This window comes from Planctomycetota bacterium (genome assembly GCA_039182125.1).
Classification (GTDB): Bacteria; Planctomycetota; Phycisphaerae; order Tepidisphaerales; family Tepidisphaeraceae; genus JBCDCH01.
In genome coordinates this window covers 1-13575 of record JBCDCH010000097.1, presented here as the reverse complement: position 1 = coordinate 13575, position 13575 = coordinate 1, and the positions used below count along the sequence as shown (strand labels likewise).

The following is a 13575-nucleotide window of genomic DNA, read 5'->3' as shown; positions in this document are numbered from 1 at the left end:
TCGCCGACCTCTTCGGCCGTGGCGCCAGCTTCGTCAGCGGCGGCCTCGGCTTCATCGACGGCCTCGTCAACGGCGTCCTCAAGATCCGAATCGGACTCTTCGCAGCCGATCAGGAATGCGGCACCGCCGAGAAGTGCTACGGCGAAAAGTGCGTTACGGGAAAGTTTGATCAGTTCCATGAGTATCTCCTTCGTTCTTTGGTTCAGGCCCGCGTGCCAGGCACGAAAGTGAATGACGCGTCCATCGGGCCTCGTCGGGTCGTTGCCCCGCTGCGGTGGGGACCATTTCCCCGGGGGAACATCCCCCGACGACTGCGATCATGATCATAAATGGGGTGCCGCGTCAACCACCGAAGCACTCCGAATACGCATTGATCTGGATTAATCGATCACCCCACCCAGATGGCCGGCCTTCAGTCGAGCTTCGGCGTCGGCCGCTGCGGCATCGAGTCGCGGCCGATCGCCCGCAAGAAAGGCCTGCAAAATTGCCGCGGCAGCCAACGCATCCCGGCGTTGTTTCTTCTTTTTGTGGGTCAACTTCTCACCGGCCGCCCGACGCTGGGCCAACTGCGCATCGGCGGCGAGACTCGTGCGGCGCTCGTCGAACAGAAACGTCGGCAATCCCGTCCGATCCCGCACTATCCGTGCAAACCGCAGCGCCTCCAGCGCCGGCTTGCCTGCGGTGCCGTCCATGTTCAACGGACAACCCGTGACGATTTGCTCCACCCCTTCGTCGGCACAAGCTTCGACAATGCCCGCGATGACCGTCTCGCGGTCGGCCGACTCGATCACACGCAACGGCGAGACGAACTGCCCCGCCGGATCACTGAGCGCCAGGCCGGTGCGCTTCCCGCCAAGATCAATGCCGAGCGACCGCATCGAGCTCAACGGAAGCGATCGCCGTACTCGTCGGCGACCATTTTCTGGAGTTCCTTGACCCGCTGGGCGTCGGCCTTGGGGCACACCATGGTGCAGTCCTTGGTGTGAACGATGACCATGTCGCTCACGCCGACCAGGCCGACGACGTGGTCGGGGTCCTTGGACATGATGATGTTGCCGTCACAGTCGAGGATCACGAGGTTGTCGGCCTCGACAGCATTGTCGTGGTCGTCGATCTCCAGCGTCTCGGCCAACGCGGGCCACGAACCGACGTCGAGCCATTGGACGGGCATCTCGACGACGCTGACCTTACCCGCCGCCGCTGCCGACTCCATCACGCCGAAGTCGATGCTGATCTTTTGCAGCTGCGGGTAAGTGGCGTTGAGCACGTCGTTCTGCTGATCGGTGCCCCACGCGTCCTTAATCTTCATCAGACCGGCATGAGCGTCCGGAAGATTCTGCTCGAGCTGGGCGAGGATCGTGTCAGCCCGCCAGACGAACATGCCGGAGTTCCAGTAGTAACGCCCGGACTCGACATAACGATCGGCGGTGGGCTTGTCGGGCTTTTCCTTGAACGCCTGGACGCGAAAAGCTTTCTTGCCATCGTCCGTGAAGCCGTCGATGGGCGCGCCGCGATGGACGTAGCCCAGACCGGTGTGGCCGTGGGTCGGCACAATGCCGAAGGTCACCAACGTGTCGTGAATCTGGTCGACGACATCGAACCCGGCAGTCAGCGCCGCAGCGAAGTCTGGGATGGGCTCAATGACGTGATCCGCCGTCACGACCGCGAACGACGCGTCCGGATCGAGCTTGTGCAACACTGCCGCCGAGAAGCCGACCGCGTTGGACGTGTCCCGTCCCATCGGCTCCCCGAGCAACCGCTCGTCGGTCAGCTCCGGCAAGTCTTCAAGGATCGCCGCGCGGTGCTGCTCACCTGTGCAAACGAAAATGCGTTCGTCGGGCAGGAACGAGGCGAGTCGTTCGTACGAGACGCGGAGCAGCGACTTGCCGCCGACGACGGGCAAGAGTTGTTTGGGCCGATCGCCGCGGGACAGGGGCCAGAGTCGCGAGCCGCTGCCGCCGGCCATGATGACGCCGTATCGCATGGTGGAATGTCTGTGGGGCGAGGTTGGTTGGGGGTACAGAAACGATCAATTTTGAACTTAACCGAGTCGGTGCCGCGTTGCAGCCTTCACGCAAAGAAAAAACCGTCGGATCGACCGGGTCGTATCTTCATGCATGGACACCGCCTGCAACATCGATTCCAAAGGCCGGCTCTTTCGCGGCGTACTCGGCAGCGTAACGCTGATCATCGCGGGCATCCTCGGCATCCTCTGGGCGTGGCCGACCGGGTCGATCCTGGCATGGATCGTCGTCGTAATCGCCGTGGGCTTCGGGGCGATGGGCCTCTACCAGGCCAAACGCGGCTGGTGCGCCGCCCGGGCGATGGGGATGAAGACGCCGATCTGAAGCGGATGACACCTGGGTATTTTGAACTGGCGAAACCGGAACGTGGTCGGTTAATGTGCGGGCATGCCCGAGTCCCTGCTTTCCGCCCCGGCCACCGGTTACTCGCCGCGACTGCAAATGACCCTTCGCGTCGGCGGTCGTGATTTTGACATTGCCGAAAGTGGCCCAGACTTTGTCGCGCTGCGTGATGCCGCCGATGTAGAGGCAGCCGAGGCATGCATCATCACCGACATTGACGGCGAAGTTGATGAGGTCATGGTTGGCTTGGCCGACGGCATCCGAGCCGATCGTGACGAGCAACCGATCATCCGTCGGAAACGACGTGCCTGATGGAACTGCCGATTGAACTCGAGTGGTATCTCGTTCACCGAAAGCTTGAACCGGTCAAGCCCTTGGGCGAAGGCAAGGACGGGGCGGTGTGGAGGCACGACGGCGGCCTCTGTGCCAAGATTCACCATGTCCGGGATGTGTACTTTCGCGAACTGCACTGTTACCGACGCTTGCGTGCGAGGAGAATCCGCCATGTGCTCGGACTTCGTGTACCGCAACTGATCGACCATGATGACGACCGTCTCATCATCGAAATGTCGATCGTGACACCGCCTTTTCTCCTCGACTTCGCGTCGGCGTATCTCGACACGCCGCCGGACTTTCCGGCAGAGGTGCTTACGCAGTGGCACGAGGAGCTGGAGGGCCGGTTCGGGCCGCGCTATGGCGACGTGCTGTCGGTGCTCAACGAGCTCAAACGAACCGCCGGCATCCACCTGTTCGACGTCCACGCCGACAACTTGAAGTTTGAACGTTGAAGTTTCCCACTTCAGCAATCCGCCGGCCGGCCTCACACTTCTGGCATGCGGCCGACCGTCTGGATCTTCGAAGACCAACTCTCCCACTCCCTCAACGCCCTCGAGGAACACCCCGACGCGCACGTCCTGCTGATCGAGTCGAAGAAGACGTGGTCGATGTTCCCGTACCACAAGGCTCGGCTCGGCTTCCTCATCTCCGCCATGCGGCACTTCGTGGCCGAGCTGACCGAAGCGGGCCACGACGTGCATCACTACCCGCTCAAGTCCCGCGGGTACCGCGACTCGATCGCCGCGCTGCGGCACCACATCAAGCAGACCAAGTCCACCGAGTTCATCGTCGTCCGCCCGTCCGAATGGCACACGCAAGCCTGGCTCGACACGCTGTCGGACCTGCTGGGCATCACGATCCGCTACCTGCCCAATCGCCTGTTTCTCGTGGACCGCGAGCGCTTCGCCAAGTGGGCCAAGTCGAAGAAGAAACTCATCATGGAGTTTCACTATCGGCAGATGCGCAAGGATTACGACCTGCTCATGGACGGCGACAAGCCGTGCGGCGGCGAGTGGAACTTCGACAAACAGAATCGCAAGCCGGCCAAGGGCGCGGACCTGACCTTCCGCAAGCCCAGGTCGTTCAAGCCGGACGAAATCACACAAGTCGCACTTGCCGATGTTGAGAAACACTTCGGCGATCACCCCGGCTCGCTGGAACACTTCGCCTGGCCCGTCTCAACCAAGGACGCCAAGGCCGCATGGCGCGACTTCCTCAAGCATCGCCTGCCGCTCTTCGGCGACTACGAAGACGCGATGCTCGATGAGGAGCGCATCCTCTACCACGCCGTCACTTCACCGCTGATCAACGCCGGCATGCTCGACCCACTCGCGATGTGCGAGGACGTGGAGAAGGCGTACCGCAAGGGCGACGTGCCGATCAATGCCGCCGAGGGGTTCATCCGCCAAATCGTCGGCTGGCGGGAGTTCGTCTATGGCATCTACTGGACGTATATGCCCGAGTATCGCACCCGCAACCAGCGCGACGTCGACGCTTCGCTGCCGCCGTTTTTCTGGGACGGCGGCACGGACATGCACTGCCTGCACCGCACCATCACCGACGCCCTCGAACACGCCTACGGCCACCACATCCAACGGCTCATGGTGCTCTCCAACTTCGCCACGCTCGCCGGCCTGTCGCCGCAGGACGTGAACGACTGGTTCCTCGCGATGTTCATCGACAGCCACGACTGGGTCATGGCCCCCAACGTCATCGGCATGGGCATGAACAGCGACGACGACACGATCGCGACCAAGCCATACGTCAGCAGCGCGAACTACATCGACAAGATGAGCGATTACTGCGGCCATTGTCGCTACTCCCCGAAGAAGCGCACCGACGACGACGCCTGCCCGTTCAACTTCATGTACTGGACCTTCCTCGAAGACCACCGCGAGAAGCTCGGCAAGAACCCACGCATGAACATGGTGCTCAAGAACATCGACAAGTTCGGCGACGAGCAGATGCAACAGATGCGCGACCAACGCAAGCAGTTCGTCAAGCTCACCATGAAGGGCAAGGACTATGAAATGTGGAACCGCTTCCCCGGCCGTACGGTCGCCGAGGGACAGACCAACGGCCCGTTCGATCCGAAGTACGACACGTTCTGATCACTGGCCGCGTGCGATCAGCCGAATGGCCAGGATCCACGCCGGAATCATGAAAAGCGTCGCGATGAAAAACTCGTCAGCGTCCCAATCAGGTTTGAACGTTTGAACCGGAGCACGAGCCGGACCGACGGTTCCCGCCGTCACGACTTCGTACTCATAGGTCAAACCCGTCTCGTACAGCATCCAACCGCTCAATAGCAGCGTCGACCCGATCAATAGTACCCCAGCTAATCGCGGCACGAGCCAACCCGCCGCGAGGGTTAGCCCACCCATCAACGCCACTACCGTGAGAACGACCACGACGTAAAACTCATCAAACGAATCAACCAGCGAAAGACCGATCAGCAGCGACGACACGACCACGAGTTGCGCACCACCGATGAGTCGCGTGCCGAGGGCGTCGGGCATCGTGGCAAGGCGTGTGCCGGGCCCAACGTTCTGTCGCCGAACCGCATCGCCCATCGTTTGCGACCCGATACCCAACCACAACGCTCCGGGCGCAAGCCAACCGAATCCGCCGACGATCGCGAGCGGCATCAACACCGATCGCCAAAACGCAAACCCATTGATCAGAAAATCGACAAGCCCCGCGAATATGCTCAACGTGAATCCGCCGAGACTCACGAACAGCAGCCAACCCGCGCCCAGCACGAGCGACCGGCCCCAGGCCCGACGTTTCAACAACGCCACGCCGCCGACGATCAAGGGTACCGCCGCTAGCGCGATACCCAGCAAACATCCGACAACCATGGTCAACACGCTCGCGACTTCGGTTCTGTCCGGCCCAAACCGGACGTTCATGCCGAGCGACAGAATCACTCCGCCGAACATCAGCAACCCACCCAGCGCCGCCAGAACACCGGCCACGATCGCGACAATGGCCACACCGACCACTCGCCCACGCCGACCCGGGCCTTCGACGGCTTCAGCCCCGTCGTACTCCAGTTCCAATGGCGTAACAGCCTGCGGTTCCATGACCCCAATGTAGCCAATCGCTCGAGCTTGCACCCGGCCCGACGACTGGGATTAAGTTGCTGAATTCAGCTTTGTCTTTACGCGGACGATCGGCCTTTTCCCACTTGCTTAAACAACGACTAGGTACCAACTTCGCCGCTCCGGCGAATAACCCGTACCATTGTATGATGTCAGCCCCAGCTGTCCTTGAACCGCGCACCACCGTCGTTGACGTGCGTGACCTGACAAAGGTCTATCGCAAGCCGGGCGCGTCTGTCGCCGTCCATGCACTGCGCGGCGTCGACGTGTCGATCTCCAAGGGCGAGTACGCCGCGATCATGGGCCAGTCCGGTAGCGGCAAGTCGACGCTCATGAACATTCTCGGCTGCCTCGACCAACCGACCGGCGGCATGTACATGCTCGGCGACGACGACGTCTCCACGCTGGACGATGACGCACTATCGGAAATCCGATCACGCCGCATCGGCTTCGTGTTTCAGCAGTACAACCTGATTCCCCAACTCACGGTCCGTGAAAACCTGGAAGTGCCGATGTTTTATCTCGGCATCCCGCCGCGGCGGCGGGTCGAGCGGGCCGAGGAACTGGCCGAGCAGGTCGGCATGGAGCAGCGCCTCGACCACCGCCCTTGGGAACTTTCCGGCGGTCAGCAACAGCGTGTCTGCATCGCCCGAGCGCTGATGAATGACCCGCTCATCATCCTGGCCGACGAGCCGACAGGCGCGCTCGACAGTAAGACCGGCGTCCAGATTCTCGACATCTTCGACAACCTCGTCGCGGGCGGGACGACAATCATCATGGTCACCCACGATCCCAAGATCGCCGACCATTGCCCTCGGGTCGTGACGCTCTGCGACGGGCTGGTGGAGAGTGACGAAAAGAAATAGGCCGGGCGTGATGCCCGGCCCAAATCTCAAAATTGTTAGTGACCGCTTTACACCATGCCGTAGATGCCGCGGCTCTTGGCTTCGAAGCGTTCATCCTTGATCAGGCACTGATTGATAATGCCACGGAAGTTCGCGCTGCCCGACTGGTATCCGGTGGCTAGAACGGCGTCCATGATGTCGCCGACCTTGGCGGGCTTGCCGAGCTTCTTCATCGCGGCTTCGATGGCATCGCCGAGATTCATCTCGTTACGAACCCGGCCGGTCTTGGTCCGTGAGACCTTTGCGCTGCGGGCTCGCCCACCGCTGCCCAACACGCCAAGCTCGGCGTTGACTTGGGCCAGTTCGTGTTCCAGTTCCTGCTTTTTCGCCTGCAAGCCGTTGATGTACTGTTGTTTGAGATCGTCGATGCCGTTGGTCTTTGCCATGGTTGGAGCTTTCGGATGGGTTTGGGTTCGATACCCCCGTTCGGGTACACTGTAGTACAAACTATATCGGAGTCCAACAAGAGCAACTTTGTCCAACCAAAATTTTAAACTAGTAAGCAGGCTCGCCCCCTCACCGACGGGTGCCCTGCACCTTGGAAACGCCCGTACGTTCCTCGCAAACTGGCTCATCGTCCGATCGGCCGGCGGGAAATTGCAATTGCGAATGGACGATCTCGACGGGCCGCGTGTCAAAAAGGGCGCGGACGCTGGCGTCATGGAAGACTTGCAATGGCTCGGACTGGCTTGGGACGGTCCGGTCGTGTATCAGTCCGACAACGTCGACGCTCACCACGCCGCGCTCGCTCGGCTTGACGTGGACGGGATGCTTTACCCCGATCAGCGCCGCCGCCGAGACTTGCTCGGTGCCGCCGCCGGACGTGTGGCCCTCGACAACGCACCACTGGATGCGGGCGACCACCGCGCCCAAACCCTCGACCCGACCGGCCCCGTGCCGACGCTGCGTTTCGCGATCCCGAACGATCCGATCACGTTCGTCGACGCACTGCTCGGCCGGCGTACCTTCGAACCTCGCGCCGAGTTGGGCGACTTCATTGTTCGTACCCGTGAGGGTCTGCCCAGCTACCAGCTCGCCTGCGTGATCGACGATCACGACGCCCTCATCAACCACGTCGTACGTGGCGACGATTTACTCGCTTCGACCGGTCGCCAACTCGCACTGCACCGCGCGTTGGATCTGACACCGCCGACGTACACGCACCTTTCGCTGGTCATCGGCGCCGACGGTCGCAAGCTCGCCAAACGACACGGTGACACGCGCATCGCCGCCTACCGCGAGGCCGGCGTGTCGTCACAACGCTTGCTCGGCGTCCTCGCCCGGTGGCTCGGCATCGACGTCGGCGAAGAGACGACCCCCGGCGAGCTTCTCGAGCATTTCGAGCTTGCACGCGTGCCCACGGTGCCGATCGTGTACGACGCGGCCAACGATCCGCTGTTGCCATGAGCCATCGCTTCCGCCAACACGTCGAGACCGCCATGCGCGGGGATGCACCGCTGACGGGCTCGGTGCTGTGGCTCGCATCGCTGCCGTACGGGCTAGCCATGGGCGTGCGAAACGGATTGTTCGACAAGGGGATTCGCAAGCAGCATCGACTCGGGCGGCCGGTGATTTCGGTCGGCAACCTGACCACCGGCGGAACCGGCAAAACCCCCGTTGTCGCTTGGCTTGCCGGCCGCTTGCACGCCGCGGGGCATGTGCCGGGCGTGCTCACCCGCGGCTACGGCGCACGTCCCGGCGAGATCGCCGACGAAGTCGCCGAGTTGCGTGAACTCCTTAGCGATGCCGAGTTGGTCGAAGCCAATCCCGATCGCGTCGCCGGGGCCGCGACGTTGCTGGAGCGTCGGCCGGACGTAACGGTGTTGCTGTTGGATGACGGGTTTCAGCACCGCCGGGTCGCGCGGGACTTCGACCTTGTGCTACTCGACGCGACCAATCCGTTCGGCTTCGGGCATGTGCTACCCCGGGGGCACCTGCGTGAGCCGGTCACCGGACTGCGGCGTGCGTCGGCGGTGCTCATCACCAAGTGTGATCTCGCCGACCCGCCAACACCCGACTTCGCCGGCCCGGTTTTCACGGCACGCCAGCGGGTCACCGTCGATGTGCCCGAACCGTTCGCGGCGTTCTGCGGACTGGGCAATCCGGGCGCGTTCTTCGCCTCGCTCCCCGTTGAGCCGCACACGACCCGGACCTTCCCTGACCACCATCGCTACACCGATACCGACGCTGACGCATTGCGTTCGATCGGCCTGCCGCTGGTTTGCACCCGCAAGGACGCGGTGAAGCTGGTCCAATTCGATCTGCCGTTGCACATCGCGGAACTTTCGCTCGATGTCGACGAAGGACTGGCCGAACGCATCATCGGCTCACTGCAGTAGCGCACGGACGTGTGCGGCCGCGCTGGTGCCGAGGGCGTCGAGGTCGTAACCGCCTTCGAGCATGCTGACCGTCGGCAGGTGCAATCCGAGCAGCGCTTGCGTGATCGCACCAAAACACTCGGTCGACAACTCCAGTTGCGCAAGCGGGTCGGCAGCGTGTGCGTCGAAGCCGGCGCTGACCAACAACAACTCAGCCCCGAACGCCGACACCGCAGGCAGCACTTTGTCACGCATGGTCGCAAGGAACACCGCGTCACCCGTGCCGGCGCGAAGCGGGACGTTCAGGTTGCAGCCGAGCCCGACGCCGCTGCCGGTCTCCGTCGAGAATCCGCTGGTGCCCGGCCAAAGCGTTGCGGGCTCCTGGTGCAACGACACGAACAGAACCGAGTCGTCTTCGTACAGCGCGGCCTGCGTGCCGTTGCCGTGGTGAACGTCGAAGTCGACGATGGCGACCTTGCCGACGCCGCGCGATTGTGCGTGCCTGGCCGCGATGGCGATGTTGGAAAACAGGCAAAAGCCCATGGCCTTGCCCGGCTCGGCGTGATGCCCGGGCGGACGGACGGTGGCAAAAGCATGATCGGCGGTGCCGCCAATCACCGCGTCCACTGCGGCGATTCCGCAACCGACTGCCGACAAGGCCGCCTCCCAACTCGCCGGCACGACGACGGTGTCCGCATCGACGTGCCCATCCCGGACACATGCCTCCCGGATGTCGTTGACGTACTCCGGCGGATGGACATGCGACAACGCATCGGCCGCCGGCTTGGGGCCGATACGGACCAACGGCAAGTCGGCCAGCGCGTCGAACACCGCCGCGAGCCGCGCAGGCCGCTCGGGGTGTCCGGGCCCGGTGTCATGGGCGAGTTGGACCTCCCGGTCACTCGCCAGCGCGACCATCCGCTCAGTCGTTGGCATACATCACCCCACGCATCGCCATCCAGTAGGTCCAGAAAAGGTACGCCCCGCCGACGATCGCCTCGGCCGCGAGGATGCCGATGTACACATGCAGGTTCTTGGCGAACACAATCGGCTGATACTCGACGAGCAACCGCGCCCCGCCGACCGTTGCCGCAGCGAGCAACGCGAACGGCAGCAACGCCGCCGACTGATAGGCCAATACCCGCCACACCACCGGCTGCGGCAAGCGTAGCCCGCGCTGCCGAGACTCGAACGCGGTCAGGTGCGACGCGAGCCATTTGCCGCCAAGCGCCGTGACGATCACGACGACGAACGCGAGTAACGGCAGCCAGATGCCGTTACCGAACCGAATACCGATGAGCCGGGCGTGGTAGGTGATAGCAACGGCGAACAGCAGGCCGGCAAGGGCCGCGTGCCAGGCGGCAAAACGCTGTGCCCGGCGGTACTGCGCCGCATCCGTCGGCCGGCTCTGGAAAGACGCCCAATACCCGATCGGCCGGCGGAGCAAACCCAGCGTCGTGAACAGCCAGCCCTTGAGACCGCCGACCGTCTCCCACGCCGGCGGCACGCGGCGGACGCCGGTCGTCTCCGAAATCGCCGTCCCGCACTCCGGGCAGCGACCGTCGCTTGGCAAGCCATCGAGCGTGTAGCCACACTTGCTGCACAGCAACGCGGACTCGGCGGGCACGTCGCCCTGCGTCGCGCCTGGGCTTTGCATCGTGGTGTCCATGTCCGCTTCACCCACGAAATCATGGTATGATGCAAAACGGGAGCACTCGGATGAGAAGCCTTCGGACCCAACAGTTCGCCACAACGATCATCGCCGCCGGCGTTGCACTTGCGTGCATCGCCGGTTGCGAGGAAGAGCTACCCACCCCGAACCAACCGACGTCGCCGACGGCCCAGACGCCGACGAACGACCCGGTCACCGTCGTGCCCGACGAGCCCGAAGCCTTCCCCGCGATGGTCATCATCGAGGAGCAGACGGTCGAGTTTCCACCGGCCGTGCTCGTGCTCCGCGAAGACGGCGACGTGACAACTGCCGTGCTCTACACCGACGATCCCAAGGAGATGCTCGACGACGACTACCGCGGCAACTCGTTCTACTTCGAAATGGAACTGCCCGACGTCACCATCGAGCAAATCATGACCGGCGGCGACGCGCCCAACGGCCAACGCCAGGTCACGCCCTTCGCCTACATCATCGAAGAATCACGCCGAACCGGCACGCCCAACGGCCTATTCCTCAACGGCGGCGAGTTCGTTCTTCAGCCCAAGGACGCCGATTTCATTCTCGACCCCAACGGCACCGGGCTCTCGGTCGAGGTCAGCGGCATGTTCGCCCGTTTCGCCGGCGACGAAGCTTTCTCCGGCGAACGCGTCGTCGTCCGGGCCACGCTCATTCCGGAAGTCGTCCCGGAGTAGCCCGCACCCACAACCCTGTCGAGCCCACAGGCGGATACCCTTCGATGCGACGAAGTTCATATCCGTCGAGCGCGATCGGTCCACTCGCCGCAGGTTTGACCAACCACACCCGCTCGGCGGTCGGCTCGGCCATCCGGTCACGCATCAACCAAAGTTCACTGAACCGTTCGCCACCCGCGTAGTGCGCGATCGACATGAACAGCCCGCAGTGCAGCAGCGGGTTGGCCGGCTCGACGACGATGACCAACGCGTCGCCCGGCTTGGCGTTGGCGTCGATGTACGCGCCGATCGGTTCGTGGTCGGCCATGAACCGTGTGTACGGCCGGCCGAGTTCGACCGACACCAGCAACACCGCCGCCGCCGGCACGCCCCACCGCACCAACTCACGCGGGCCGGGTCGCAACGTCATCGACGCCCGCGTCATGCCCGCCGCGACCAACGCACACAACGCCGGTGCCGCGAAGACGGTGTAACGCGGATATGCAATGACTTCCTTGTTCAGCCACAAACTTGCCAGCAAGGCCGGCAACAACGCCACCGGGAACCAGACCACCCAAAGGGCAAGCGCCGAGTCACGACCCCGCCAACACGCCAACGCCGGCACGATCCAAAGCCCCCACGACAAAGCAAGCACCCAGCCCGGCAGCTCCGACGTGTAAACGAGCATGCCCAACGGCAGCTCACCGACCTGCCGCGCGAGTTGCGGCAACAGGTTCACATAATCATCGACCCACAGCGAGGTCGAGAAGCCATCCCCACGTGCCCGCAACACCTGCGGTCCCCACGCGAGGATGCCGACCAGCGCGGCGATCGTGCCACAGATGGCGAGACGCCAACGCTCGCCCCCGGTCGCCCGCCCGAACGCCCACCCGGCGATCGCGGCCGCGGCACCGACCGTGAAGTAATGCGTCAACGGAGCCGCGACCAGCAGTAGCGCCAACACCACGGACCGCCGCCAGCCGTAGGCCGTGCAGCTCGCGACAAGGCCGGCGGCCAACAACGTCAGCGTTGCTTGCGGGTAGTGCTTGGCGTCGTGACCGAAGTAGATCTGCGGGGCCGCCAAGGCCAACAACAGCCCGGCGATCAGCCCGGCCCGGCGTCCGTGAAGCCGCCGCACCAGCCACGCCAGCAGCAAAACCGACCCCGTCGAGCACACCAACGACCACGACCGATAACCCACGTCCGTCGCCCCAAACACCGACGCCCAGCAACGCGCAGCCATGTAAAACAACGGCGGATGAACCGTTCCGTCGAGACCGGTCCAAATCGCCCAGACCGGGTGCTGCCCCAGTTCCGTAGGTGTCGGCACGGGCACGATCGGCTGATCGTGCGGAAGATGCAGCGTCACGTCCCCGCCGCCTGCCGCATACTCCGCCGTCAAAAGCTCATCGAACCAGAAGCCATCGGCCGTCAACCCCAGCAGACGCGTCGCCACTGAAACCAGACAAAGACCGACAAGCCCGACCCACCAGAGCCACCGGCGGGTTGATTGCTTCATCCCTTGATCTTGCCCAACCCTCACGAACCGTTCAAGTGACGCTTCAGTCCCGCCGATGCGCGAGATGGAGACCGGCCATGCCCGACAACCACACGCCCGACGAGAACCATCCCAACCGCAACGTCGTCGACCGCCGACTCGGCACCGACCGACGTCAGAACAGCGATCCGAACTACGACGGCCCCGAACGCCGCAAGGCCGGCTCGAACGCGGACCGTCGGTGCGGCCTCGAACGTCGCCGGGGCGCGGGTATTCGGCGCGAGGAAGACCGCCGCAGCGCCGAGGAAGGCGAGATGACCGCCGAGCAGTACGAGTTCATCCGCGCCATCGAGACGTACAAGAAGGTCAACAAAAAGCTCTTCCCCACCTGGACGGAAGTGCTCGAAGTGATGGAACAACTCGGCTATCGCAAGGTCGAAGCCCGCAGCATCGACCTGCCCGGCGTCCCCGACCCCCTCGCCGGCGAAAACACCCGCAAGCCGACGGATCTGCCACCGGGCGAGACCAAGGACATCGAGCCCGAAGCCGAGGCGGCTTAGAAACTCATCCCAAAAGATCGACCTGAACGGTCCCGTCGTGGGGGCCGGGCGGGAGGTGGTGGGCGCGCACGTAGGCGTGGGCTGCGGCACGGCCCCGGAGGTAAAACCAAACCACCATGGGCGCCCGGGCGCCCCGCACCCACGC

At 63.6% G+C, this 13575-nt stretch carries 16 protein-coding genes; 9 read left to right on the top strand and 7 right to left on the bottom strand.

Annotated features, from left to right (window positions below):
- Window positions 1-380: 380 nt before the first annotated feature.
- On the bottom strand, window positions 381-878 hold the full coding sequence (ruvX, locus tag AAGD32_17190; protein ID MEM8875983.1) for a Holliday junction resolvase RuvX: 498 nt from the start codon (window positions 876-878) through the stop codon (window positions 381-383).
- A 5-nt stretch (window positions 879-883) separates the two neighbouring features.
- Window positions 884-1984, bottom strand: a complete 1101-nt coding sequence (locus AAGD32_17185; GenBank protein ID MEM8875982.1) for a mannose-1-phosphate guanylyltransferase — start codon at window positions 1982-1984, stop codon at window positions 884-886.
- Between the two features lie 133 nt (window positions 1985-2117).
- Between AAGD32_17185 and AAGD32_17180 the strand changes: the two genes are divergently transcribed.
- From AAGD32_17180 to AAGD32_17165, 4 genes are all read left to right on the top strand, one after another.
- Complete coding sequence (locus AAGD32_17180; GenBank protein ID MEM8875981.1) at window positions 2118-2348, top strand: hypothetical protein; 231 nt, start codon at window positions 2118-2120, stop codon at window positions 2346-2348.
- Window positions 2349-2411: 63 nt separating this feature from the next.
- A complete protein-coding gene (locus AAGD32_17175; protein ID MEM8875980.1) occupies window positions 2412-2678 on the top strand; it encodes a hypothetical protein in 267 nt (88 codons plus the stop codon).
- Complete coding sequence (locus AAGD32_17170) at window positions 2678-3154, top strand: hypothetical protein (GenBank protein MEM8875979.1); 477 nt, start codon at window positions 2678-2680, stop codon at window positions 3152-3154. The genes AAGD32_17175 and AAGD32_17170 overlap by 1 nt, the downstream gene beginning before the upstream one ends.
- A 45-nt stretch (window positions 3155-3199) precedes the next feature.
- Window positions 3200-4813: a cryptochrome/photolyase family protein gene (locus tag AAGD32_17165; protein ID MEM8875978.1), complete on the top strand. Its 1614-nt coding sequence runs from the start codon at window positions 3200-3202 to the stop codon at window positions 4811-4813.
- Here the strand turns inward: AAGD32_17165 and AAGD32_17160 are convergent, their stop codons facing one another.
- Complete coding sequence (locus AAGD32_17160) at window positions 4814-5788, bottom strand: hypothetical protein (GenBank protein ID MEM8875977.1); 975 nt, start codon at window positions 5786-5788, stop codon at window positions 4814-4816.
- A 167-nt stretch (window positions 5789-5955) separates the two neighbouring features.
- On the opposite strand from AAGD32_17160, the gene AAGD32_17155 reads away from it, so the two are divergent.
- Window positions 5956-6672 carry an ABC transporter ATP-binding protein gene (locus AAGD32_17155; protein MEM8875976.1) on the top strand — a complete coding sequence of 239 codons (717 nt, stop codon included), beginning with the start codon at window positions 5956-5958 and terminating at the stop codon, window positions 6670-6672.
- Between the two features lie 47 nt (window positions 6673-6719).
- Here the strand turns inward: AAGD32_17155 and AAGD32_17150 are convergent, their stop codons facing one another.
- The gene (locus AAGD32_17150; GenBank protein MEM8875975.1) at window positions 6720-7097 is read right to left on the bottom strand and encodes a hypothetical protein; all 378 of its coding nucleotides are present in this window, start codon (window positions 7095-7097) and stop codon (window positions 6720-6722) included.
- An 88-nt stretch (window positions 7098-7185) separates the two neighbouring features.
- Here AAGD32_17150 and AAGD32_17145 point away from each other — a divergent pair, with 88 nt between their 5' ends.
- Together AAGD32_17145 and lpxK are read left to right on the top strand one after the other, a co-directional pair.
- Window positions 7186-8118: a glutamate--tRNA ligase family protein gene (locus AAGD32_17145; GenBank protein MEM8875974.1), complete on the top strand. Its 933-nt coding sequence runs from the start codon at window positions 7186-7188 to the stop codon at window positions 8116-8118.
- Entirely contained in the window at window positions 8115-9050 is a 936-nt protein-coding gene (lpxK, locus tag AAGD32_17140; GenBank protein MEM8875973.1) for a tetraacyldisaccharide 4'-kinase, read from the top strand. Before AAGD32_17145 ends, lpxK begins: the two co-directional genes overlap by 4 nt.
- On the opposite strand, the gene AAGD32_17135 is transcribed toward lpxK, so the two are convergent.
- Complete coding sequence (locus AAGD32_17135) at window positions 9039-9965, bottom strand: histone deacetylase (protein ID MEM8875972.1); 927 nt, start codon at window positions 9963-9965, stop codon at window positions 9039-9041. The genes lpxK and AAGD32_17135 overlap by 12 nt on opposite strands.
- Window positions 9952-10713 (bottom strand): hypothetical protein, encoded by a 762-nt coding sequence (locus AAGD32_17130; GenBank protein ID MEM8875971.1) that lies wholly within the window; start codon window positions 10711-10713, stop codon window positions 9952-9954. Before AAGD32_17130 ends, AAGD32_17135 begins: the two co-directional genes overlap by 14 nt.
- Window positions 10714-10748: 35 nt before the next feature.
- On the opposite strand from AAGD32_17130, the gene AAGD32_17125 reads away from it, so the two are divergent.
- On the top strand, window positions 10749-11393 hold the full coding sequence (locus tag AAGD32_17125) for a hypothetical protein (protein ID MEM8875970.1): 645 nt from the start codon (window positions 10749-10751) through the stop codon (window positions 11391-11393).
- On the opposite strand, the gene AAGD32_17120 is transcribed toward AAGD32_17125, so the two are convergent.
- Window positions 11368-12891 carry a glycosyltransferase family 39 protein gene (locus AAGD32_17120; GenBank protein ID MEM8875969.1) on the bottom strand — a complete coding sequence of 508 codons (1524 nt, stop codon included), beginning with the start codon at window positions 12889-12891 and terminating at the stop codon, window positions 11368-11370. The two genes, AAGD32_17125 and AAGD32_17120, sit on opposite strands and share 26 nt — an antisense overlap.
- A gap of 77 nt (window positions 12892-12968) precedes the next feature.
- Here AAGD32_17120 and AAGD32_17115 point away from each other — a divergent pair, with 77 nt between their 5' ends.
- Window positions 12969-13430, top strand: a complete 462-nt coding sequence (locus AAGD32_17115; GenBank protein ID MEM8875968.1) for a hypothetical protein — start codon at window positions 12969-12971, stop codon at window positions 13428-13430.
- Window positions 13431-13575: the final 145 nt, after the last annotated feature.